Raw genomic sequence first — 22,306 nt, forward strand, 5'->3', positions numbered from 1 at the left:
ACGCTCACGGGACCGCGCGGTATCCCAGTCCGCGAGCGGTGACGACGTGGTGGGGGTTGGCGGGGTCCGCCTCGACCTTCACCCGCAGCCGGTGGACGTGCACGTCGACGATCCGACCGTCACCGAGGTAGCCGTAGCCCCACACGCGCTCGAGCAGGTCCTCCCGGCTCACCACCTGTCCCTCGTTGCGGCACAGCTCCACCAGCAGGCGGAACTCGGTGCGGGTGAGGTCGACCTCCACGCCGCCGACCGTCACCACGCCGCTGTCGACCCCGACCGAGATGTCGCCGAGGTCGAGGGTCCGCGGATCCGTCGCCTGGGGCTGGTGGGCGCGCCGCATGAGCGCCCGGATTCGCGCGGACAGCTCCTTGGCGACGAGGGGCTTGGTGACGTAGTCGTCGGCCCCGGCCTCCAGGCCCGCGACGACGTCGTGGCTGTCGGTGCGCGCGGAGACGATGATCACCGGGACGTCGGTCCACCGGCGCACCTCCCGGCAGACCGCGAACCCGTCGGTGTCGGGCAGCATGAGGTCGAGCAGGACGACGTCCGGCGCCTGCGCGCGCAGCTGGTGCAGGCCCGCAGCCCCGCTCGCCGCCTCCCCCACCTCGTACCCCTCGTCCTGGAGCGCGAGGTGCAGCGACCGCCTCACCCGCGGGTCGTCCTCGATCAAGAGCACCGTGCGCGCCACCTCTCCAGTGTCTCTCCGCGGCTGTGTGACGCAACGGTCACGAACGTCACGATTGCGCCACGACCGCCCGCCGACGTGGCAGTCCTGTGACGAACCCGTGACATCCGGGGCGCAGGCATGGAAAGGGGCCCGGCGGCCGTCTCCAATGGAGGCACTGGTGCTCGGGGGCCAGATCGACCTCGCTCTGGTTGGAGGACCCATGAAGCCCACCGTCCGTCGCCTGCCCGCCCTGGCGCTCGCCAGCGCCGCCCTGCTCGTGGTCGCCGCCTGTGGCGGCTCGGGCGGGTCCTCGGACTCCGGGGGAGGCGGGAGCTCGGGAGAGCCGAGCGCGGGCGGCGTGCTCAACATGCTGGGCACCGGCGACGTCGACTACATGGACCCCAACGTCTCCTACTACAGCGTGGGCTACAGCGCCTTGCGCCTGTGGAGCCGCCAGCTGTTCACCTACCCCGCCGTCCAGGGCCAGACCACGACCGCCGCACCCGACCTGGCCGAGGAGATCCCGACCGCCGACAACGGCGGCATCAGCAAGGACGGCACCACCTACACGATCAAGCTCCGTTCGGGCGCGCAGTGGAACACCGACCCGGCCCGGCCGGTCACCGCTGCCGACATGGTGAGGGGGGTCGAACGCACGTGCAACCCCGTGCAGCCGTTCGGCGGCATCCCCGACTTCGCCACGCTGATCGAGGGCTACCAGGACTTCTGCGACGGCTTCTCGAAGGTCGACCAGACCCCGAAGGCGATCGCCGCCTACATCGACGACACCGACCTCCCCGGGGTGGTGGCCAAGGACGACAGCACCGTCGTCTTCACCCTCACGCAGCCGGCGTCGTTCTTCGTCGACATGCTCACCCTGCCGGCCTTCTCCCCCGCGCCGGAGGAGGTCCTCGACTACCTGCCCGGGAGCCAGGACCTCGGGCAGCACCAGGTCTCCGACGGTCCCTACCAGATCGAGTCCTGGAACCCGACCAAGGAGATCGTCTTCACCCGCAACCCGGCATGGACGGCCGACTCCGACCCGATCCGGAAGGCGTACGTCGACAAGGTGGTGGTCAACGAGACGGTCAGCCAGGAATCGGTGCAGCAGCAGCTCCAGACCGGCAACGCGAGCGCCGACATGGAGTTCGGGACCTTCCCGCCACCGTCCCAGCTGCCGGGCCTCATCTCGGCGAACGATCCCAACCTCAACCTCGGCGAGACGGCCTCGACCAACCCCTACATCGTGTTCAACACCGTCTCCCCCAACAACGGGGGCGCCCTGGGGAAGACCGAGGTGCGGCAGGCCCTGGAGCACGCCCTCAACCGGGACAACATCATCCAGGTCTACGGCGGTCCGAAGGTCAACCCGCCGCTCACCCACGTGCTGCCTCCCGGCATCGTCGGCTCCGAGGACTTCGACCCCTACCCCTACGACGTCGCCAAGGCCAAGTCCCTGCTGGCCGAGGCCGGCCATGCCGACGGGCTCACCCTGAAGTTCCTCTACCGCAGCTCCTCCGAGGGCAGCACGAAGGCGTTCCAGACCGTCCAGCAGGACCTGTCCGACGCCGGCGTCAAGGTCGAGGGCGTCCCGTCGCCCGACGCGGACTTCTACACCAAGTACCTGCAGGAGCCCACTGCCGCGCGCAGCGGGGTGTGGGACCTCTCGCTGTCGGGCTGGGGTCCGGACTGGTACGGCAACGCGGCGCTGTCGTTCTTCGGCCCGCTGTTCTCCGGCGAGCCGTCGTTCCCGCCCGTCGGCAGCAACTTCGGCTTCTACGAGAACCCGGCGACCAACAAGCTGATCGACCAGGCCTCGGCGGCGCCCGACGAGTCCACCGCCGCCTCCCTGTGGGCGAAGGCCGACCAGCAGGTGATGGAGGACGCACCGTTCTTCCCCATCACGTCGCCGCTCAACCCGAACTACCACGCCACCCAGGTCAACAACGCGATCTACCTGCCCGCCATCCAGAACTTCGACCCCGCCAACGTCTGGCTGTCCCCGGACATGCAGGGCGGCTGATCCCGTGCGCCTGCTGGAGGTCCAGGACCTGCGCGTCTCGTTCTCGACCGACGACGGCATCGTGGAGGCGGTTCGCGGGGTCAGCTTCGACCTCGACCGCAGCCACACGCTCGGCATCGTCGGGGAGTCCGGGTCCGGCAAGAGCGTGTGCACCCAGACGATCGTCGGACTGACCCGTGGCGCGACGGTCACCGGCAACGCGTTCTTCGACGGGGTGGACCTGCTCACCGCCCAGCCCGACGAGCTGCGAGGGATCCGCGGGAAGCGGATCGGGATGATCTTCCAGGACCCGCTCTCCAGCCTGCACCCGCTCTACCGGATCGGCTGGCAGATCAGGGAGATGATCCAGGCCCACGACAGCAGCATGACCCGGCAGCAGGCGCGGACCCGGGCCGCCGAGCTGCTGGGACTGGTCGGCATCCCGCACCCTGAGGAACGCCTCGACGACTACCCGCACCAGTTCTCCGGCGGCATGCGCCAGCGGGTCATGATCGCGATGGCGATGGCGCTCAACCCCGACCTCCTCGTCGCCGACGAGCCGACGACGGCGCTCGACGTCACCGTGCAGGCGCAGGTGCTGGCGGTGATGACGCGCCTGCAGCGCGAGTTCGGCACCGCCATCGTGCTCATCACGCACGACCTCGGGGTGGTCGCCGAGGTGGCGGACGACGTGGTGGTCATGCACGCAGGGGTGGTGATGGAGCACGCACCACGACGCGAGACCTTCTACCACCACCACAACCCCTACACGGAGGGGCTCTTCGACTCGCTGCCCGCCGTGGGGGCCGGCCGGCGCCGGCTGACCCCCATCGCCGGCACACCACCCAGCGTGATCGATCTCCCGCCCGGGTGCTCGTTCGCCCCGCGCTGCCCCTACGCCTTCGACCGTTGCTGGGTGTCGGAGCCTCCGCTCGCCCGCGTCTTCGGCGACGTCCACCACTGGTCCGCGTGCTGGCTCCCCGCCGACCTGGTGGCGCGCACCGCGATCCGGGACCGCCTCCGCGCCGAGACCGCTGCGGCCGGCGAGACGGCCGAGGGGGCCGCCTCGTGACCGCGTCCACCGCCGGATCGACGGCGACACCGCTCCTGGAGGCCCGGGCGGTCTCCAAGGAGTTCCCGGCCGGTGGGACCAGCCTGACAGGGCGCGCGACCGAGGTGCTGCACGCCGTCGACCGGGTGGACCTGGAGGTGTTCCCCGGGGAGACAGTCGGCCTGGTCGGCGAGACCGGCTGCGGCAAGTCGACCCTGGCGCGCTGCCTGGCCCGGTTGTACGACGTCACGGCGGGCGAGGTGTGGTTCGACGGCCGGGACGTCACGCACCTCTCCCGCCGCGAGATGCGGCCGCTGCGGCGGGACATCCAGGTGATCTTCCAGGACCCGTACGGCTCCTTGAACCCGCGACGGCGGGTCGGCTCGATCATCGGCGACGCCTTCGCCATCCACGACCTGGAGAAGGGCGCGGCCCGCAAGGCCCGGGTCCAGGAGCTCATGGAGCTGGTCGGGCTCAACCCGGAGCACTACAACCGTTTCCCCGCCGACTTCTCCGGTGGCCAGCGGCAGCGCATCGGGGTGGCCCGCGCGCTGGCACTCCGTCCTCGCATGATCATCTGCGACGAGCCCGTCTCCGCGCTCGACGTGTCGATCCAGGCGCAGGTGCTGAACCTGCTCATCGACCTGCAGGACGAGCTGGGGCTCACCTACCTCTTCATCACCCACGACCTGTCGGTCGTGCGCCACGTCAGCAACCGCATCGCGGTGATGTACCTCGGCAGGGTGGTCGAGCAGGGAACGGTGGAGGACATCTTCGACGGTGCCCGGCACCCCTACACGAAGGCGCTCCTGTCGGCGCTGCCCACGCCCGACCCGGACGTCGCCGACAGCCGCGAGCACGTCGTCCTCAGCGGCGACCTGCCCTCGGCCGTCGACCCACCGAGCGGGTGTCACTTCCACCCTCGGTGCCCCAGGGCCCGCGCGGACTGCCACGAGCAGCAGCCCCCGCTCGAGCCGGTGGACGGCGACCCGGTGGACCACACGACCGCGTGCTGGCACCCCCTCGCGCACGGCGAGAGCCTCACCAGCGCCGTACCCGGCCTCGGTATCCCTGCTCCCGAGGAGGGAGAGCCATGAGTGACCCGATCATGAGCGCCCCGACGATGAGCGACATCGCGACGACCGGGCACGTACCTCGCACCATCGAGGGACGGGGTCCGTGGCGGCTGGCCTGGCTCCGGCTGAAGAAGGACAAGGTGGCCATCTGGTCCCTGGTGGTGATCGGCCTGCTGGTGCTGGTCGCGATCTTCGCGCCCTTCTTCGCCTGGCTGACCGGGCACCCGCCCAACGTGCAGTACCGCGAGACCGGCCTGACCCCTGACGGCCTGCCCGTCGGCCCGAGCTCGACCTTCTGGTTCGGCACCGACGACCTGGGCCGCGACGTGCTGGTGCGGGTCGCGTACGGCGCTCGCGTCTCGCTCGGCGTCGGCGTGCTGGCGACCATGCTGACGGTGGTCGTCGGGGTCGTCGTCGGCCTTGCCGCCGGCTTCTTCGGGGGCCTGGTCGACATGGTCCTCGCCCGGCTGATCGACGTCGTCCTCTCGATCCCGTTCCTGCTGGTGGCCGTCGCGCTGGTGTCCATCACAGGTCCGAGCCTGCTGGTGACGATCGTGGTGATCGGCTTCTTCAGCTGGGCCTCGATGGCGCGCATCGTGCGTGGGCAGGTGCTCTCGGTCAAGGAGCGGGAGTACGTCGAGGCCGCGCGCTCACTGGGTGCCGGGGACCTCCGCATCATGTTCATCGACGTGCTGCCCAACGTGATGGCGCCGATCATCGTCTACACGACCCTGCTGGTGCCGGTGGTGATCGTGGCCCAGGCGACGCTCTCCTTCCTCGGGCTCGGAGTGGAGGCGCCGACCGCTGACTGGGGCGGGATGATCAGCACCGCGCAGCGCTACTACCGGACCGCGTGGTGGTTCATCGCCTTCCCCGGTAGCGCCCTCCTGATCACCACCTTGGCGTTCAACCTGTTCGGGGACGGCGTGCGTGACGCGCTCGATCCGCGCGTCGACCGGCTGATCGGGAGGTGAGCGGGGATGGTGAGGTTCCTCATCGTGCGGACCCTGACCGGGCTCGTCGTCCTGTGGCTGATCAGCATGTCGGTGTTCGCGCTGTTCTACGTGGTGCCGAGCAACGTCGCGCGCACCCTGGGTGGACGCCAGGCCACACCGGAGACCATCGCGGCGATCAACGAACGCCTCGGCCTCGACGAGCCGCTGTGGAAGCAGTACGCCAGCTTCGTCGGTGACGCGCTGCAAGGCGACCTCGGCTACGACTACTACCACCAGGTGCCCGTCACCACGATCATCGCCCAGGCCGTGCCCGTGACCCTCTCGCTGGCGGTGGGAGCGGCGGTGATCTGGCTGGTTCTGGGCATCACCAACGGTGTCATCTCGGCCACGCACCCGCGATCGCTCGCAGACCGGTCCCTGACCGCCTTCGCGCTGTTCTTCTACTCGATGCCGTCGTTCCTGCTGGGCCTCGTGCTGCTCTACTTCCTCTACTTCAAGCTCACCCAGGCCGGCTACGCCTGGTTCCCACCCGGTGGGTACGCCCCCCTCAGCGAGGGTGTCGGACCGTGGGTCAACCACCTGCTCCTGCCCTGGGCGACCTTGGCGCTGGTGTCGGCGGCCGCCTACACCCGGCTCACCCGCGGGTCGATGCTCGACGTGCTCAGCGAGGACTACATCAGGACCGCCCGCTCCAAGGGCATCTCCGAGCGTCGCGTCACCTACCGGCACGCCCTGCGCAGCGCCCTCACGCCCATCGTGACCCAGTTCGGCATCGACCTGGGCCAGCTCGTCGGCGGCGTCCTGGTCACCGAGACCGTCTTCAGCCTCCCGGGCCTGGGGCAGACCGCCATCATTGCGATCACCCAGCAGGACCTCCCCGTGATCATCGGGATCGTCCTGTTCGCCTCGACCGCGGTGGTGGTCGCCAACATCCTGGTCGACCTCGCCTACGCCGTGCTCGATCCTCGCGTGCGGATCTCCTGAGCCACGCGGGCGCGCAGCGGCCGGGTGGCGCCCGTGGTCCGACGCGTCGTCGCCGGAGCCTGCGACGATGCCGGGATGAAGCTCCTGCTCACCTCCGGCGGCGTGACCAACGACAGCATCCGGTCGGCGCTCGTCGACCTGCTCGGCAAGCCGGTCGAGGACGCGACCGCGCTCGGCATCCCGACGGCCCAGTGGGGGCACCCGATGTGCGGCCCGGAATCGCTGCGCAGCTTCGTCACCGACCGCACGCCGCCGACGATGACCGGCCTCGGCTGGCGGTCGGTCGGCGTGCTGGAGCTGACCGCCCTCCCGACGATCGACCCCGACCGCTGGGTGCCGTGGGTGCGCGAGGCCGACGTGCTGCTCGTCGACGGCGGCGAGGCGACGTACCTCGCCCACTGGCTGGCCGAGTCGGGACTCGCCGACCTGCTGCCCGGGCTCACCGACACCGTGTGGGTCGGCGTGAGCGCCGGCAGCATGGTGCTGACCCCGCGCATCGGCGACCTGTTCGTCGAGTGGCGGCCCGAGGAGGGCGACCGGACGCTCGGCCTCGTGGACTTCTCGATCTTCCCGCACGTCGGCCTGTTCCCGGGCAACACCCTGGCGGTGGCGGAGCAGTGGGCGGCCGGCCTCGGCAACCCGGCGTACGCCCTCGACGAGCAGTCCGCGGTCCTGGTCGACGGCGACCGGGTCGAGGTCGTCTCGGAGGGTGAGTGGAGGCACTACGCCTAGGCGCCGCCGCACGGCAGACTGCTCACATGCCTGTCACGCGAGGGTTCCACCGCCGCCGTCCCGAGCCGGAGCGCGGCCGGCTCCCACCGGGCCAGTACGACACCGGGGCGTCGTGGCCGGTGCTGAGCGCCGAGGCCACCCCGCAGCAGCCCGCGGAGTCGTGGACGTTCAGCGTCGACGGCCTCGTCGAGTCGCCGCACACGTGGTCCTGGCAGCAGCTGCACGCCTTCCCGGGCTCGACCTTCTTCGGTGACATCCACTGCGTCACGACGTGGTCGAAGTTCGACATGACCTTCAGCGGCGTCAGCGTCGACGACCTGCTCGAGGTCGCCCGGCCGACGTCCGAGGCCGCCTTCGTCCTCGCCCACTCGGTCACCGGCTACACGACCAACCTGCCGCTGGCCGACGTCACCGGGGGCAAGGCGTGGGTGGTGTGGAGCGTCGACGGCAAGCCGCTCCCCCGCCAGCACGGCGGGCCGCTGCGCCTGCTGGTGCCGCACCTCTACTTCTGGAAGTCTGCGAAGTGGGTCTCGCGCCTCGAGCTGATGACCGAGGACCGGCCGGGCTTCTGGGAGCAGAACGGCTACCACGACCGCGGCGACCCGTGGCGCGAGCAGCGCTACCAGGGCGACGACTGACGTGGCGCCGGCACCCATGGCGGCCTGGAGCGACGGCCGCATCATCGAGAAGGACCAGCCGACCGCCTCGACCGTGCGGCTGCGGCTGCACGTCGACGACCGGCCCCACCACCTGCCCGGGCAGCACTACATCCTCAGGCTGCGTGCTCCCGACGGCTACACCGCGCAGCGCTCCTACTCCCTGGCCTCCGACAGCGACGACCCGCTCCTCGAGCTGCTCATCGAGCGCCAGCCCGACGGCGAGGTGTCGGAGTTCCTCGCCGACGTCGCCGAGGTGGGCGACGTCCTCGAGCTGCGCGGACCGATCGGCCGCTGGTTCGTCTGGGACACCAGGAGCCGGGTGCTGTGCCTCGTCGGCGGCACCGGGGTCGTGCCCGCGGTGGCCATGGCCCGCACCGCTCGCCGGCTCGGTCGCACCGACCTGTTGCGCGTCGCCGCGATGGGCCGCACCCGCGACGAGCTCGCCTACGCCGCCGAGCTCGAGCGCTACGGCGCGACGTTCGCCTTCACCCGCGACGACGTCGACGGCCGGCCGGCCGGGCCCTTCACCGCCGAGGAGCTCACGCCGCTGCTCGAGGGCGTCGACCTCGGCTACGTCTGCGGCTCGGCCCGCTTCGCGTCGTACGCCGAGGAGCTGCTGCTCGCGTGCGGCCTCGACGCCGGGGCGATCCGGGTCGAGCGCTTCGGGCCCACGGGCGACTGACGCAGAACCGCCCGCCACCAGGTCTCCCCGGTGGCGGGCGGTTCGTGTGCTGGTGGAGCTGAGGGGATTCGAACCCCTGACCTTCTCATTGCGAAGGACCTCAACCGCGCCTGCCTGGTTGATGATGGCGGCGCTGGCGTCCGCCCGGAAACTGCCGTAATTGTTGAGGGTGAACGTGCCAGAAGTCAGTTCCGGGGGCGTGCTCCGTCCTTCTCAATACAGAGTAGGTTGCATCTTCCGCTTCCGAGCGGGCCCCGGCACAGGAACCGGCCGCCCCGACCGGGGCGGCCGGCCCAAGGGCCTCAGTCGTTCGCGATGGTGGCGAAGACGCCGTCCGCCCCGCCGCGCAACGAGTCGGCTGCGACCTGCGGGTTCCAGAAGTCCACGTAGCGGGTGATCTTCCCGTCGATCGTCTCCACAACCGAGATATAGGTCTGGTTGTAGGGCCGGCCAGTGGTCAGGGCGGTGCCGACGCTCGAGAATTCGGCGATGACCAGCGACGGGTCAACGGTCTCGTGGAAGACGAGGTCGGTGAACTGCACCTTGAAGTGCTTCGGGAAGTTCTGCATGTAGTCGAACAGCTCGGCCTTCCCGGCCACCGCCTTCGGGAACCCCTCGGGGCCGTAGGGGAACTCGAGCACGCCGTCGTCGGCGAACAGCTCCACCCACTCGGGGATCCTGCCCGACGACAGGTACTCGAGGTGGTTGCGGAAGGTCTGGCGCGCTGCGTCCCGCACCGGGTCGGTGGTCGTGTCTGTCATGACTGTGTCCTCTCGTTCGCCCGCTTAATGCGAGTCTCTTCGCCTTACGCTGGAACACTAACACGACATCGGCTCCAAACGCGAAACTGTTCGCGATAGCACTAAAAGTGCGGCCGCGCAATCGAGATCTCCTTCGCGTTAGAGTGGGCAGATGACGGATCCGGGGCTGCCTCGAGCCCGGCGCCCGGGCGGCCGTTCCGCCCGCGTTCGCGCCGACGTCCACGCAGCCGTGGAGGCGCTCCAGTCCGAGCACCCGCTGGGCGAGATCACCATGGCGCGGATCGCCGAGCGGTCGGGCGTCCACCTCGGCACCCTCTACCGCAGGTGGGGCAGCCTGGACGGCGTCCTGCTCGACGTCGTGAGTGAACGGCTGACCGCGCGCTCGCCGGTGCCGGACACGGGCGACTACGCGAACGACCTGCGGGAGTACGCGCGCCAGGCCGCTGAGGACCTCGCGGGCCCGGAGGGGGTGCTGCTCCTGCGTACGCTCGTCTCGGTGCAGCTCGACGACGGGCGCTCTCTACCGCCAGCCCTGTCGCGCCGGTTCGACGATCTCCAGGACATGCTCGACCGCGCGGCGCACCGGGGTGAGACGGTGCCCACGTCCGAGGAGGTCTTCGAGCTCGTCATCGCTCCGTTGTGCGCAAGCCTGCTGTTCGGCACCGAGCCACCCGACGTGCACCGACTGGTCGAGAGGGTCGACCTGGTCGCGGCGCACGAGGCCGACACTCGAGGCGAGTGAGCGGGCGCCCACCAGTCCCAGGCCGGACGTCGACGCTCAGCGTTCTGCTCGGACGTCGAAGCGTGCCTGCGCCTGCTCGACCTCGCCGAGATGCTCGTCACTCCACCGGAGGATGGCGTCGATCGGGTCGCGCAGGGTCTTGCCCAGTGGGGTGATGCGGTACTCGATCGCGACCGGCCGGTCACTGATGACGACACGCTCGACGATCCCGTTCCGCTCGAGACGACGGAGCGTGGCGGTCAGCGACTTCTGCGTCACGGGGATAAGGCGCCGCAGCTGGTTGAACCTGCGCGGCCTGTCACACAGCTCCTCGAGGACGAGCACCGACCACTTGTCGAGCACCTGGCCACCGCCGAGTTCTTCGTCGTCGACGTGGCGACGGGTTCGTCCGTGCGAGCGGCGAGAGGCGCAGCCCGGTCAGTTGCGTGGTCGCCAGAGTCGCGGGAATCGACGGGGCGCGGACTGGCGCCGTCCGTCGGACCTGCTCGCCGGGCATCAGTCAGTCAAGAATGCTCGTCGCGGTGAACAGGTTGGTGGCGATCAAGCTGGCCATGCTGACCTGGACCGCCTGACCTGCAGCTGTGGCAGCCCAGGCGGACCGCTGGAGCTTCCTGGCGTTGGCGTGGACGGCACCCGACCACGGGATGTCGGCGTGCATGGACGCGAGCTGTCCGCTGGCGGAGAGCAGTGCAGCGATGGCCGCGGTGTGGGCGTCCGGCTCTGCCCCGTCGTTCAGCACTGCGCGCATCGTTGCCACGAGGTGATTGCGTCGGGTGCCGTTGTTCTCGGCGAGCGTGGGGATCCGGAGAAGACCCCGTCCGGGCTCGCGCCGGAGGTGGCCGCGGGCGACGAGGAGGTCCAGCACGGGCTCGCGCAAGCGCGGGCCCAGGACGAGGACCATCGCGTAGAGGTCCATCGGCTTCCGGTCGATCTCATCCCAGGCGGTGGCGAGCACCTCGAGGTCGGGGCGCGTGCCCCCGACGGTGCGTACCTGGCGCATGCCGTGCCGCTCCTGCTCGAGACTCAGCCGGTCCTGCAGGAGCAGGTCGATCAGCACCGCGCCCGCGAGCACGTGGAAGAACGGCAACCCGTCACCGACCACGGCGCCGTTGCGCGGGTTGAACATCAGGAGTGCCAGGTCCTCGACCACGAGGGCACCTGTGTGGTTCTGGTCAGTCACGTCGTTCCTCTCGGTCATGGCCCGGGGCGATCGGTGCGGGAGGCGCAGAGTCAATCGATGTCATCGGCGTGGTTCCCACTGGAACAGTCGCTGCGCCAGGAAGAGGGCGAGGAAGACCCAGGCAAGGGTGGGTGCGAGCAGGACGAGCGAGTCAACGACGGATGCTCCGCCGTTCCAGGCATCGGTCATGAGCTCGGTCGCGGCGCCACCGGGGAGCAGTCGCTTGACCGTGGCCAGGTTCTCGGTCCCGGTGATCCCGACCCAGACTCCCACGGCGATGGTGCCGAGACTGATCGGGAGGGTGGTCACCTGCGCGTGCTCGGGCGAGTGTGTGAGGCCAGCGGTGGCCAGGCCAAGACCCAGCATCATGGCGATGGTCGCGAGGGTTCCTGCGGCGAAGAGAAGGCTGTTGTCCGGTGACCCGGCAACGGCGGCGAGCACGGCGAGGATGCCGAGAAGCTGGACGCCGGCGATCGCTGTCGCGGGTAGCACCAGGCCCCACAGGATCTCGTGGTCGCGTGCGGCGGTGGATCGAAGTCGCTTGAGGAAGAGGTTCTGGCGTCGCGAGGCCAAGGTGGTGACGACGGTGGAATAGAGACTGAAGGCGGCGATCGTGAGGACGATGGTCGAGGCGAGGTAACCGAGGCTGCCGATGTTCTCGAAGGTCTCGTGTCGCCACACGAGGCTGGCGCTGACGGCGAAGGGGATGACGAGACCGGAGACGAGCACGGCCCGGTTGCGCAGGATCTGGGTCAGTTCATGGCGAGCGATGGTGAGCATGGCGGTCCTTCGTTGGGGTGCGAGGGGCGGCGTGGCTCGGTCGAGCGCAGGGTCTACGCCGACCGCGGGCAGAGCCAGCAGGCCTAGTCGTCGGTGTCGAGGGCTCGGAACACGTCGTCGAGGCGCGTCGGGCCGGCCGACAGTCCCTGGAGATCGATGTGGTGGCCCTCGGCCCACTGCAGCAGCTCCTTGAGGTCGCGAGCGAGGGTGAAGGTCTCGATCACGTAGGTGCCGTCGTCGCGCCGCGATCCCTTCACCGGCGGGTGCGGTGCGGTCGGCGGCAGCGTGAACCGGATGACGCCCGGCAGTTGGCGTGTGAGCTCGGCGACGGTGCCCTCACGGTGCATCGTTCCCCGGTGCATCAGTCCGACGCGATCGGCTCGCTGCTGGGCCTCCTCCAGGTAGTGGGTGGTCAGCACCACCGTCGATCCGTCCTCGCGGAGCTTGTCCACGGCCGTCCAGAGGTCGTCTCGTGAGGAGATGTCCAGTCCGGTGGTGGGCTCGTCCAGGAACACCAGCTCGGGCGATCCCCACGCGGCGGTGGCGAAGTCCAGACGGCGCTTCTCGCCACCGGAGAGCTGCGAGACCAGAGTGGCGGCCTTGCGGTTGAGGTCGACGATGCCGAGCACCCGCTCGACTCGGTCTTCGCGGAGGGTGAGGGCTCCGATCAGCGCCACCGACTCCTTGACGGTGAGGTCGGGGGAGAACCCGCTCTCCTGGAGCATGATGCCGACCTTGGGGCGCACGGCCGAGCGCTTCCGGGGGTCGTGCCCGAAGACACGAGCTGCACCGGAGGAGGGCCGGCGGTGTCCTTCGATGATCTCGAGGGTCGAGGTCTTGCCGGCTCCGTTGGTGCCGAGCAGCGCGTAGAGCTCGCCGCGCTGGACCTGGAACGAGACGTCCTTCACGGCATGGAACCCGCCGTAGGTGAGGTTGAGATCGGCGACGTCGATCACGGGTGAGGTTGACATGACTCCATGTCATCGTCGATCAGGTGGCTGGCCCAGTGAACCCTTGTCACCACTCGTCATGCGGTCGTCATGCCGGACCCATGACACGTGTCACGCCGCTACGTTGTCGTGCGTGCAGCCGAACACCTCGCCCCCGGTCACGGGCTGGTCGTCGCCGCGGAACGGGCTGTCGACCCGCGGCCGGGGCGTTGCTCTGACCTGGCTGGCCACGGCGGCGGTGATCGTGTGCATCGAAGTGGTCGTCCTGGGAATCTGGGCTCCTGTCGCGGTGCCTGCTTCACCGGGGGTGTCCTGGCGTCAGGTGGCCTTCGTCCTGGCCGGGTTGACCTGGCTGTCCTCGTCCGCCTTGTTGCTGTGGAGCTACCGCCGCGCTTCTCGAGGTGAGGAGGAAGTCGAGGAACGGCGCGGTGTTCCGGCCAGGGTGCTGGGGAGGCGTGCCATCCCGGTCCTGGCGTGCATCGCTGCGAGCACGGTGTTCGTGGCGGTGTCGGGAATGCTCCTCATGGGCGGTGCTGTCCTGGCGCAGACGGCTGCCCTCCTCAAAGAGTCGTCCGGCGCGCGGCGGCGCCTGTCTCTCGCCGTCGCGGCCATACTCGGCGTGCTGTGGCTCATCGACTCCGCGCTGGCGACGGGCTCGACCGGAGCGGGGGCAAGCGCCGAGGCCACGACGTACGCCCTTCTCCTGCCGGTGACCTCGGCCTTCTCGCTGTGGTGGTGGGACATCGTCGAACAGCTCGACCATGCCCGGGTCGCGGAGGGCAGGCTCGCAGCGACACAGGAACGTCTGCGCCTCGCCAACGACGTGCACGACCTGCAGGGCCACCACCTGCAGGTGATTGCTCTGCAGCTCGAGCTGGCCGAACGACTCCTGACCCGTGATCCGGACGCCGCACTGCACCAGGTGCGCGCGGCCAGGTCCTCGGTGGACCACGCACGCCAGGGGACCCGCGACCTCGCCACCCGGTTCCGGGGGGTCCCGCTGGCCGACGAGCTCGCCAATGCCGCCGACCTGCTGCGCGCGGCCGGGATCCGCGTGGACCTCAGCGTGGCGCACCAGGCGGGGCAGGCGCCGGTCGACGTCCTGGGCCCGGTCATCAGGGAAACCACCACCAACATGCTCAAGCACAGTGGCGGGGCGTGGGCGACGCTGAGTCTGCGTCGCAGCGGGGACAACTGGACCTACACGGCATGCAACGACGTCGCCCAGCCTCGTCCCAGCGGGTGCCACGAGCGGACCGGGAACGGCCTTCAGGGGATCGGCGAACGCGTTCGCGCTGTGGGTGGCCACGTCGCGGTCGACCGAAGTCCTTCCCAGTTCATGGTGTCCGCCACCGTCCCGCGCACCGACGCCCGGCCGTTCGACCACCAACGCGAAGGAGACCGATGATCAGGGTGCTGCTCGCCGACGACGAAGACATGATCCGAACCGCCCTCGCCTCGCTCCTGGCGCTCGAGGACGACCTCGAGGTCGTCGCCGAGTGCCGCGACGGCGCCGAGGCAGTAGACGAGGCGAATCGCCTGGAGCCCGATGTGTGCGTGCTCGACCTCGAGATGCCGTTCCTGGACGGAGTAGAGGTCGCCGAGCGACTGCGCCACACCGTGGCGACACGCTGCGTCGTGGTCACCCGGCATGCCCGCCCCGGGGTTCTGCGGCGGGCACTGAAGTCAGGAGTACAGGGCTTCGTGCCCAAATCCCGTCCCGCCAGCGACGTGGCGCAGGTGATCCGCGAGGTTGCTGCGGGCAGGAGGTACGTCGACCCCGAGATCGCTGCGGACGCCCTCTCAGCGGAACGAAGTCCGCTCACCGACCGCGAGCTGGACGTCCTGCGGGCGGCAGCCGGTCATGCGACCAGCTCTGACATCGCCAAGGCGCTGCACCTGTCCGAAGGGACGGTCCGCAACCACTTCTCCTCCATCCTGCAGAAACTGAACCGCTCGACCCGCTACCAGGCTGTTGACCTGGCCCGAGAGCGCGGTTGGATCTGAGCCTACGACCACCATCCATGTCGGCACACCGCGCCTTCGACTTCGTCATCGCAGTCACGCTCGCAGCGGCGACCGGCGCTTGCTCGCCATCCGGATGGGAGGCGCGGCAGTCTCCGTCCGAGATGCCGCGTACTCGGTCCCACGTCACTCAACGCCCGCGCCCGGCACCGTGGCGGGGTAGACGAAGTCCTCGTCGGGCAGCAGGTCCTCGACGCCCCGCAAGGCGTCGCCCCACAAAGGTGCCGCGAGGGCGGAGGCCGACGGAACGCCGACCACGGTGCCGCCCACGACGGAACCCTGGAGCAGCGCCGGGGAGCCCTCGGGGCTGACGCCGGCGATCACCGCTGCGGTGGCGAGCGCCGGGGTGTGACCGACGAACCACACGGACAGGCCCTCGTTGTTGCCGGTCTTGCCGGCCGCTGGCTTGTCGATGGCGGCGGCAGACGCGAAGCCACCCGGCTCCACCACGCCGCGCAGCACGTCGTTGACGGCGTCGGCCGTGGTCGGTGCGACGACCTGCTTGCAGCTCGGCCGATGGGTGCTGAGCACGTCACCGTCGGCTCCCCGCACCTCGGTGACCGGGCGCGCGTCGCAGTGGAGGCCGCGGGCTCCGAAGGAGGCGTACGCCTCGGCCATCTCGAGTGGACTCACGTTCGCGACGCCGAGCGGGAAGATCGGCACCCGTCCGACGGAGCCGCGTCGTTGCCCACGGTGAACTCACCGACGTACGGCGGCGCGCCGGCGCAGTTGGCGTAGTCGGCCTGGTCGAACGACATCGTGTTGGGCGTCGCGCCAGCCTGTCGAGCTTCTTCGCATGGTGCGTGCGGGACAAGGTCATCGTGCGGAACCCGGTGACCGGGACGAAGGTCCCCCGGTCCTCGGAGGAGCCCACCGAGATGCGGCCGTGGACCGAGGCGGAGCTCGAGGCCGCCTATGAGCGGTGGCACGAGCACGACCCGCACCTGACGGACGTGCTGCTGGTGCTCGGTTGGACCGGGATGCGGTGGGGCGGGCACGGGCAGTGCTGGTCGAGGACGTGGTCGAGGTGCCGACCGCCGGGCTGCTCGTCCGACGCTCGCAGACCGAGGGTGGGGCGGTGAAGGCGACCAAGGGCCGGCGGGGTCGCCGGGTGCCGGTGGCTGACCGGGTCTTGCCGATCATCCGGCGGCTCATCGTCTCCAAGGAGCCGACCGACCTGCTGCTGACCACCTCGGGTGGTGCCCGGCTGCACCGCACCGCGGTGCTGCGGACCGTGAAGTGGGACCGCACCGGAGGCGGTCGGCGGATCCACGACCTGCGGCACACCGCGGCCTGCCTGTGGCTGGCGGGGGGCGTGGACCCGGGCACGGTGCAGGCGTGGATGGGACACGAGTCGATCGCCACCACAAACCGGTACCTGCACTTCCTGGGCACCTCGGCCGACCAGGTGGGGTTGGAGCGTCTCAACGACCCGAACCGAGGTCCCCGCCGTGGGCCCGAGCGGGCGACGGAGAGGCCGGGGGTACGCGGGGGGCAAGCCGACGGACTGTCCCGGCGAACGTCACCGGTGTCAGTCCCTGGGTGAAGGCACCGGAGAATGCGAGAACCCGCAGGTCAGGTCGACCTCCGGGTTCTTCGTCGTGCTGGTGGAGCTGAGGGGATTCGAACCCCTGACCTTCTCATTGCGAACGAGACGCGCTACCAACTGCGCCACAGCCCCATGCGCCCGAAGACGCGACGCCAAGATACACGAGCGGTTCGGCGCCCACCCAATCGCCCCGGCGGACTCGCGAGGGTCGGCTCAGGCGCCGCTGGCGCGGCGGGTCTCGCCGGCCTCGCGTGCGGCCTTCGCGTCCTTGGCGGACTGCTCGGCCGACCGGGCGAGCGCCGAGTCGCCGTCGTGGTGGCCGCTCGACCAGACGCCGGTGGAGTCGAGGTCGATCGTGGAGACCGTACGCCGATGGGCGGCGGGCTTGCTGACGTAGGTCGGCAGCGTGGTGGGCACCATGTCCCAGCCGCCGACGACCGCGACCTCCCCGGTGACCACGGCCGGCGTGTCGGCGGCGGACGACGCCGCGGGCTCGGACGGCGCGGGCTCGGACGGCGCTGCGGGCACGCGGGGCTGCGGCGGGGTCACGGTGATCTCGCCGGTGAGGTCGGACTCGTCGGCCTCCTCCTCGACGATCGGCGGCAGCCCGATCTCGATCGCCGAGCGGTCGGGGCGCTGCGAGCGAGCCGCACGCTGGCGGCGCTCGGCGCGCACCGACACCCGGCAGGCCACCAGCCACGCGACCAGGACGGCCGCCGGAGCGGCGACCCACGGCCAGGCGACGAGCGACGCCGTGGCGAGGCCGATGACGACGGCGTTGGCGAGGAGGACGAGGGCGAGGACGTTGCGGCGGCGCCTGGCGGCCCGGCGGGCGGAGGCGCGCTCGGCGCCAGGCGACAGCGGGCGCGACGGGGCGGGCTGGGCGGGTCCTGCGGAGACGGTGACCTCGCGGGTCACCTCCGTGGTGACCACGGCGCTGGTGACCGAGGGGGCGACCACCTCGGGCTCGGTGCGGGCCTTGGTCTCGACCGGCGGGCGCAGCGTCGCGCGGATGGGCGAGACGACCAGGCGCGCGTTGCGACGGTCGACGGGCTCGCGCCGGGCGAGGACGCGCATCGTGTGGGAGAACTTCTCGACCGACCGGCTGCGCACGACCTCGTCGTGGTGCTTGAGGGCCTTCGGGATCAGGTAGACGGCCCACGCCACGGCAAGGGCGACGAAGATGAGAGCGCTCAGGTCCACGCTCGAAGCGTAGGAGCGGGGAGCGTGGGTGAGGCGGATGTCAAGAGGTGTGTCGCAGAACTACTGGTGTGACTGGTGTGTCTGGAGCCGGACGAGCACCCCCTCGGGCGCCTCCTCGGCCGTGAGCGCGAAGATCCGGTGGTCGCGCCACGCGCCGTCGATGTGCAGGAAGCGTGGTGCGTAGCCGACCTGCTCGAGGCCGAGCTTCTCCACGACGCGCAGCGAGTTGGTGTTCTCGGGGCGGACGCAGATCTCGACCCGGTGCAACCCGACGGGTCCGAGGCAGTGGTCGATCACCATCCCCACCGCCCGGGGCGCCACCCCGCGGCCGGCGACCGCGACGTCGACCCAGTAGCCGATCGAGCCCCACTGCGCCGAGCCGCGGGCGACGTTGCTCACCGTGACCTGGCCGGCGAAGCGGCCGCCCACCTCGATGACGAAGGGCAGGCACTGGCCCAGCTTGGCCTGGTGGAGCAGCGAGCGCGTGACGACCTTGTACGACGACGGGCGCGGCGCGGCGCCGGGCGGCACGGTGGCGTCCCACGGCCGCAGCCAGTCATGGTTTCGGGCGCGGACGGCCTGCCACTCGTCGGCGTCGGACCTGCGCAGCGCGCGGACGACGACGCCCTCGGACTCCAAGCGCGCCGGCCAGCCTGGAGCCGTGCCCGTGAGGCCGGTCAATGGTCGCTCCCGACGACCTGCTCGACGGCGTGGCGGACGACGGGCTCGAGGACGCCGAGGCCGTCCTTCACCCCGCCGCGCGAGCCGGGGAGGTTGACCACGAGGCAGTCGCCGACGATCCCGGCGAGGCCGCGCGAGAGCATCGCGGTCGGCACCCCCTTGGCCACCCCGGCGGCGCGGATCGCCTCGGCGATGCCGGGCACCTCGCGGTCGAGCAGCGGCGCGGTGGCCTCGGGCGTGCGGTCGGTGGGGGTCAGCCCGGTGCCGCCGGTGGTCAGCACCAGCCGGGCGCCGGCCGCGACGGCCGTCGTGATGGCCTCGCGCACGGGGTCGCCGTCGGGCACGACGGCGGGGTCGCCGCAGTCGAAGCCCTGGTCGCGGAGCCAGGCCGCGATGAGGGGACCGGTCTCGTCGGCGTAGGTGCCCGCCGCGGCGCGGTTGGACGCGACGACGACCGCTGCGGGGAGGTTCATCGCGGCCACCGGGTCACCGCTCCCAGTCCCCGGACCGGCCGCCGCTCTTGCTCTCGACGCGGATGTCGGTGATGGTCGCGGCCTTGTCGACCGCCTTGACCATGTCGACGACGGTGAGCGCGGCGACCGAGACGGCCGTGAGGGCCTCCATCTCGACGCCGGTGCGGTCGGTGGTGCGGACGGTCGCGCTGATGTCGACCGAGACGTCGGTGACCTCGAGGTCGACGGTGACGCCGGAGATGGACAGCGGGTGGCACAAAGGGACGAGCGCGGGCGTCTGCTTGGCGCCCATGATCCCGGCGATCCGGGCCACCGCGAGCGCGTCGCCCTTGGGCACGCCCTCGCCACGCAGGAGCTCGACGACGGCCGGGCTGACGAGCACGCGGCCGGTGGCGGACGCCGTACGGGCCGTGACGGGCTTGTCGCCGACGTCGACCATGCGGGCGGCGCCGTGCTCGTCCACGTGGGTGAGCCGCTCGCCGTCAGGGGCGCCCATCAGAACTCCTCGTCGAGCTTGCGGATGGCGACCATCTCGCCGGCGGGGATCGCGGTCGTGCCGGCGGGCACCTCGATGAGGCAGTTGGAGGTCGCGAGGTCGCCGATGAGGTGCGAGCCGTGGCCGCCGACGGGCGAGACGAAGGTGCCGCCGCGGTCGGTCTCGTAGTGGCCGCGCACGAGCTGCACCTTGCCCTCCGGCGACGACAACCCGTGGGTGAGCCGGGCGCGTCCGGCGGGTCGTACGTAGGGCAGCTTGCCCATCATCCGGCGGATCGCGGGCAGCACGAACATCTCGAACGACACGTAGGACGACACCGGGTTGCCGGGCAGCGTGAAGACGGGGGTGTCGTCCTCGCCGACCGTGCCGAAGCCCTGCGGCTTCCCGGGCTGCATGCCGACGCCGCCGAACCACATCGAGCCGTGGTGCGACAGCGACTCCTTCACGACGTCGAAGTCGCCCTCGCTCACGCCCCCGCTGGTGACCACGAGGTCGGCGCGGACGAGCTGGTCGCTCAGCGCCTCGGTGAAGGCGTGCGTCTCGTCGGGCACGATGCCGACCCGATAGGCGATCGCGCCGGCCGCGCGGGCGGCTGCGGCGAGGAGGTAGGAGTTGCCGTCGTAGATCGAGTCGCGCCCCAGCGGCGTGCCGGGGTCGCGGAGCTCGGAGCCGGTGGAGATGACGACGACGCGCGGCCGCGGTCGGGTGCGCACGGTGGCGCGGCCCACGGCGGCGAGCAGGCCGAGGTGGCGCGGCCCGAGGACGGTGCCCTCCTCGAGCAGCATGTCGCCCTCGGAGATGTCGTCGCCGGTGGGCCGGATGTGCTGGCCCGGCGTGGCCGCGCGGCTGATCCGGACGCTGGCGACCCCGCGGTCGGTCCACTCGTAGGGCACCACCGTCGTCGCACCGGCGGGCACCGGCGCGCCGGTCATGATCTTGACGGCGCTGCCCGGCGAGATCGCGAGGATCGACGACTGGCCGGCGCCGATCTCACCCACGACGGGGAGGGTGACGGGCGAGTCCTCCGACGCCTCGGCGACGTCCTCGGCGACCACGGCGTAGCCGTCCATCGCGGAGTTGTCGAAGCTCGGCAGCGAGATCGGGGCGACGACGTCCTCGGCCAGGGCCAGCCCGAGCGCCTCCATCAGGGGCTGCGGGAAGGCCGGCAGCGGGGAGACGGTGGCGAGGATGCGGTCGACGTAGTCGGCAACGGGCAGCAGGTCAGCCATCGGTGTCCTGGGCCGGGTCCTGCTGGCCGAGCACGGCACCGGCCTCGACGCGCTGGGCGGCCGAGGCCTCCAGGGCGACGTCGCCGACCACCCGGACGCCCCGCCCGAAGGTCCAGTCGCCCTCGACGGTGAACGACTCGGCCTCGCGCAGCGACGGCGCGCCCTCGGGGAAGCGCTTGTCGAAGTCGCCGACCAGCTTGTAGAAGCTGCCGTCGAGGGACACGAACGGCACCTCGTCGCCCGCCTGGTCGAGCACGAAGTCGCGGCCCAGGTCGTAGACGTCGGACCGCAACACGAGCAGGTCGTCGGTCGTCTTGACCGGGACGAAGCGGTCGCGTCCGACCTCGATGGTCCGGGCGCCCTCGAAGACCTCGATCGCGGCGCCCATCGCGGTCTCGATCTGGATGACCTCCGGGGTCGAGCTGTCGGCCGGGTCGAGGTGCTTGACGTTCTTGATGAGCGGCAGGCCGAGGATGCCGCCGCGGGCGTCGAGCGCGTCGACCATCGCCCGCAGGTCGAACCACAGGTTGTTGGTCGAGCAGTACTTGTGGCGGCTGAGGTCGGCCAGCGCCTCCTTGTCGGCGTCGAGCGTCTGGGCCGACTCGCGCAGCACGATGCGGCCGTCGGCCTTGCGGCGCGCGAAGTGGCCGCCCTTGCGGTCCGACGGCGTACGACGCACGGCCTCGATCGCGAACGGCGCGCCGCTCTGGGCGAACCAGCCGGCCACCCGCGCGTCGGGCACCGCGCCGAGGTTGTCGGAGTTGGAGACGAAGACGTAGCGGTAGCCGGCGTCGAGCAGCTGCGTGAGCAGGCCGGTGCCGCGCAGCGCGGTGTAGATGTCGCCGTGGCCGGGCGGGCACCACTCGAGGTCGGGGTCCTTGGGGTAGGCCGCGGGCATGAGGTCGGCGGCGAGGAGCTTGGGCTCCTTGTTCTGCAGGAACTCCAGCGGCAGGCCCTCCACCGGCAGCTCGTCGTAGCGGGCGAGCGCGGCCATGGTGTCGGCCGAGGTGCGGAAGGAGTTCATGAACAGCAGCGGCAGCGTGGCGTCGTACTGCTTGCGCAGGTGGAGCACCTGCCGCGCGATGATGTCGAGGAAGCTCAGCCCGCGGCGCACGCACAGCAGCGACTTCGCGCGCTCCATGCCCATCGAGGTGCCGAGGCCGCCGTTGAGCTTGATCACCGCCGTCTTGCGGATCGCCTCCGCGGCGGTCTCGTCGGGGACGTCGATGTCGGCGAGCGACTCCATGTCGAGCGGCTCGATCGAGTCCTCGGCGATCATGCCGGTCTCCCCGTGCTCGAGGAGCCGGTAGTAGTGCGCGAACGTCTCGATCGCGACGTCGTCGACGCCTGCCCGGCGCATCTTCTCGCGCGCGAGCTCGAGGCCTTGCGGATTGCCCTTGCCTGCCATGGTTCGATCGTAGGCTGCCG

25 protein-coding genes and 1 tRNA gene are annotated in these 22,306 nt (G+C 70.8%); 12 read left to right on the forward strand and 14 right to left on the reverse strand.

The features are described from left to right. Positions 1–4: 4 nt before the first annotated feature. On the reverse strand, positions 5–688 hold the full coding sequence (locus NCI01_RS15605; RefSeq protein ID WP_254182422.1) for a response regulator: 684 nt from the start codon (positions 686–688) through the stop codon (positions 5–7). Positions 689–887: 199 nt separating this feature from the next. On the opposite strand from NCI01_RS15605, the gene NCI01_RS15610 reads away from it, so the two are divergent. The 8 genes from NCI01_RS15610 (at position 888) to NCI01_RS15645 (ending at position 8,809) form a co-directional block, all read left to right on the forward strand. Continuing rightward, a complete protein-coding gene (locus tag NCI01_RS15610; RefSeq protein WP_254182423.1) occupies positions 888–2,690 on the forward strand; it encodes an ABC transporter substrate-binding protein in 1,803 nt (600 codons plus the stop codon). A 4-nt stretch (positions 2,691–2,694) separates the two neighbouring features. Then, positions 2,695–3,741 carry an ABC transporter ATP-binding protein gene (locus NCI01_RS15615; RefSeq protein WP_254182424.1) on the forward strand — a complete coding sequence of 349 codons (1,047 nt, stop codon included), beginning with the start codon at positions 2,695–2,697 and terminating at the stop codon, positions 3,739–3,741. Further along, the gene (locus NCI01_RS15620) at positions 3,738–4,817 is read left to right on the forward strand and encodes an ABC transporter ATP-binding protein (protein ID WP_254182425.1); all 1,080 of its coding nucleotides are present in this window, start codon (positions 3,738–3,740) and stop codon (positions 4,815–4,817) included. The genes NCI01_RS15615 and NCI01_RS15620 overlap by 4 nt, the downstream gene beginning before the upstream one ends. Then, a complete protein-coding gene (locus NCI01_RS15625; protein WP_254182426.1) occupies positions 4,814–5,770 on the forward strand; it encodes an ABC transporter permease in 957 nt (318 codons plus the stop codon). Before NCI01_RS15620 ends, NCI01_RS15625 begins: the two co-directional genes overlap by 4 nt. A 6-nt stretch (positions 5,771–5,776) precedes the next feature. After that, on the forward strand, positions 5,777–6,736 hold the full coding sequence (locus NCI01_RS15630; protein ID WP_302182091.1) for an ABC transporter permease: 960 nt from the start codon (positions 5,777–5,779) through the stop codon (positions 6,734–6,736). Positions 6,737–6,811: 75 nt separating this feature from the next. Beyond that, positions 6,812–7,468 (forward strand): Type 1 glutamine amidotransferase-like domain-containing protein, encoded by a 657-nt coding sequence (locus NCI01_RS15635; protein WP_254182428.1) that lies wholly within the window; start codon positions 6,812–6,814, stop codon positions 7,466–7,468. A 26-nt stretch (positions 7,469–7,494) separates the two neighbouring features. Then, entirely contained in the window at positions 7,495–8,106 is a 612-nt protein-coding gene (locus NCI01_RS15640) for a sulfite oxidase-like oxidoreductase (RefSeq protein WP_254182429.1), read from the forward strand. 1 nt (position 8,107) lies between these two features. Beyond that, positions 8,108–8,809: an FAD-binding oxidoreductase gene (locus NCI01_RS15645; protein WP_254182430.1), complete on the forward strand. Its 702-nt coding sequence runs from the start codon at positions 8,108–8,110 to the stop codon at positions 8,807–8,809. A gap of 302 nt (positions 8,810–9,111) precedes the next feature. Here NCI01_RS15645 and NCI01_RS15650 read toward each other — a convergent pair whose 3' ends face one another. Continuing rightward, the gene (locus NCI01_RS15650) at positions 9,112–9,570 is read right to left on the reverse strand and encodes a nuclear transport factor 2 family protein (protein WP_254182431.1); all 459 of its coding nucleotides are present in this window, start codon (positions 9,568–9,570) and stop codon (positions 9,112–9,114) included. 151 nt (positions 9,571–9,721) lie between these two features. Here NCI01_RS15650 and NCI01_RS15655 point away from each other — a divergent pair, with 151 nt between their 5' ends. Next, positions 9,722–10,312, forward strand: a complete 591-nt coding sequence (locus tag NCI01_RS15655) for a TetR/AcrR family transcriptional regulator (protein ID WP_254182432.1) — start codon at positions 9,722–9,724, stop codon at positions 10,310–10,312. Positions 10,313–10,348: 36 nt separating this feature from the next. Here NCI01_RS15655 and NCI01_RS15660 read toward each other — a convergent pair whose 3' ends face one another. From NCI01_RS15660 to NCI01_RS15675, 4 genes are all read right to left on the reverse strand, one after another. After that, complete coding sequence (locus NCI01_RS15660; RefSeq protein WP_254182433.1) at positions 10,349–10,654, reverse strand: winged helix-turn-helix transcriptional regulator; 306 nt, start codon at positions 10,652–10,654, stop codon at positions 10,349–10,351. A 157-nt stretch (positions 10,655–10,811) separates the two neighbouring features. After that, entirely contained in the window at positions 10,812–11,492 is a 681-nt protein-coding gene (locus tag NCI01_RS15665) for a GOLPH3/VPS74 family protein (protein ID WP_254182434.1), read from the reverse strand. A 60-nt stretch (positions 11,493–11,552) separates the two neighbouring features. Beyond that, on the reverse strand, positions 11,553–12,272 hold the full coding sequence (locus tag NCI01_RS15670) for an ABC transporter permease (RefSeq protein ID WP_254182435.1): 720 nt from the start codon (positions 12,270–12,272) through the stop codon (positions 11,553–11,555). Positions 12,273–12,355: 83 nt separating this feature from the next. Next, complete coding sequence (locus NCI01_RS15675) at positions 12,356–13,243, reverse strand: ABC transporter ATP-binding protein (RefSeq protein WP_254182436.1); 888 nt, start codon at positions 13,241–13,243, stop codon at positions 12,356–12,358. A 112-nt stretch (positions 13,244–13,355) separates the two neighbouring features. On the opposite strand from NCI01_RS15675, the gene NCI01_RS15680 reads away from it, so the two are divergent. Both NCI01_RS15680 and NCI01_RS15685 read left to right on the forward strand, forming a co-directional pair. Continuing rightward, on the forward strand, positions 13,356–14,630 hold the full coding sequence (locus tag NCI01_RS15680) for a sensor histidine kinase (protein ID WP_254182437.1): 1,275 nt from the start codon (positions 13,356–13,358) through the stop codon (positions 14,628–14,630). Next, positions 14,627–15,229 carry a response regulator transcription factor gene (locus tag NCI01_RS15685; protein WP_254182438.1) on the forward strand — a complete coding sequence of 201 codons (603 nt, stop codon included), beginning with the start codon at positions 14,627–14,629 and terminating at the stop codon, positions 15,227–15,229. Before NCI01_RS15680 ends, NCI01_RS15685 begins: the two co-directional genes overlap by 4 nt. A gap of 144 nt (positions 15,230–15,373) precedes the next feature. On the opposite strand, the gene NCI01_RS15690 is transcribed toward NCI01_RS15685, so the two are convergent. Further along, positions 15,374–15,910, reverse strand: a complete 537-nt coding sequence (locus NCI01_RS15690; RefSeq protein WP_308213227.1) for a penicillin-binding transpeptidase domain-containing protein — start codon at positions 15,908–15,910, stop codon at positions 15,374–15,376. Positions 15,911–16,325: 415 nt separating this feature from the next. Here NCI01_RS15690 and NCI01_RS15695 point away from each other — a divergent pair, with 415 nt between their 5' ends. Further along, on the forward strand, positions 16,326–16,793 hold the full coding sequence (locus tag NCI01_RS15695; RefSeq protein ID WP_254182440.1) for a tyrosine-type recombinase/integrase: 468 nt from the start codon (positions 16,326–16,328) through the stop codon (positions 16,791–16,793). A 59-nt stretch (positions 16,794–16,852) separates the two neighbouring features. Here the strand turns inward: NCI01_RS15695 and NCI01_RS15700 are convergent. The 7 genes from NCI01_RS15700 to NCI01_RS15730 all read right to left on the reverse strand — a co-directional run bounded on the left by NCI01_RS15700 (position 16,853) and on the right by NCI01_RS15730 (position 22,286). After that, positions 16,853–16,928 (reverse strand) — tRNA-Ala (locus NCI01_RS15700). Between the two features lie 81 nt (positions 16,929–17,009). Further along, positions 17,010–17,999: a divisome protein SepX/GlpR gene (gene sepX / locus NCI01_RS15705; RefSeq protein WP_254182441.1), complete on the reverse strand. Its 990-nt coding sequence runs from the start codon at positions 17,997–17,999 to the stop codon at positions 17,010–17,012. 60 nt (positions 18,000–18,059) lie between these two features. After that, a complete protein-coding gene (locus NCI01_RS15710) occupies positions 18,060–18,638 on the reverse strand; it encodes a GNAT family N-acetyltransferase (RefSeq protein WP_254182442.1) in 579 nt (192 codons plus the stop codon). 38 nt (positions 18,639–18,676) lie between these two features. Further along, positions 18,677–19,153 (reverse strand): MogA/MoaB family molybdenum cofactor biosynthesis protein, encoded by a 477-nt coding sequence (locus NCI01_RS15715; protein WP_254182443.1) that lies wholly within the window; start codon positions 19,151–19,153, stop codon positions 18,677–18,679. 13 nt (positions 19,154–19,166) lie between these two features. Then, the gene (moaC, locus tag NCI01_RS15720) at positions 19,167–19,649 is read right to left on the reverse strand and encodes a cyclic pyranopterin monophosphate synthase MoaC (RefSeq protein ID WP_254182444.1); all 483 of its coding nucleotides are present in this window, start codon (positions 19,647–19,649) and stop codon (positions 19,167–19,169) included. Then, a complete protein-coding gene (gene glp / locus NCI01_RS15725; protein ID WP_254182445.1) occupies positions 19,649–20,878 on the reverse strand; it encodes a molybdotransferase-like divisome protein Glp in 1,230 nt (409 codons plus the stop codon). The genes moaC and glp overlap by 1 nt, the downstream gene beginning before the upstream one ends. Next, positions 20,871–22,286, reverse strand: a complete 1,416-nt coding sequence (locus NCI01_RS15730) for a UTP--glucose-1-phosphate uridylyltransferase (RefSeq protein ID WP_254182446.1) — start codon at positions 22,284–22,286, stop codon at positions 20,871–20,873. Before NCI01_RS15730 ends, glp begins: the two co-directional genes overlap by 8 nt. Positions 22,287–22,306 lie beyond the last annotated feature (20 nt).

The organism is Nocardioides pinisoli, assembly GCF_024199985.1.
GTDB classification, from domain to species: Bacteria; Actinomycetota; Actinomycetes; order Propionibacteriales; family Nocardioidaceae; genus Nocardioides; species Nocardioides pinisoli.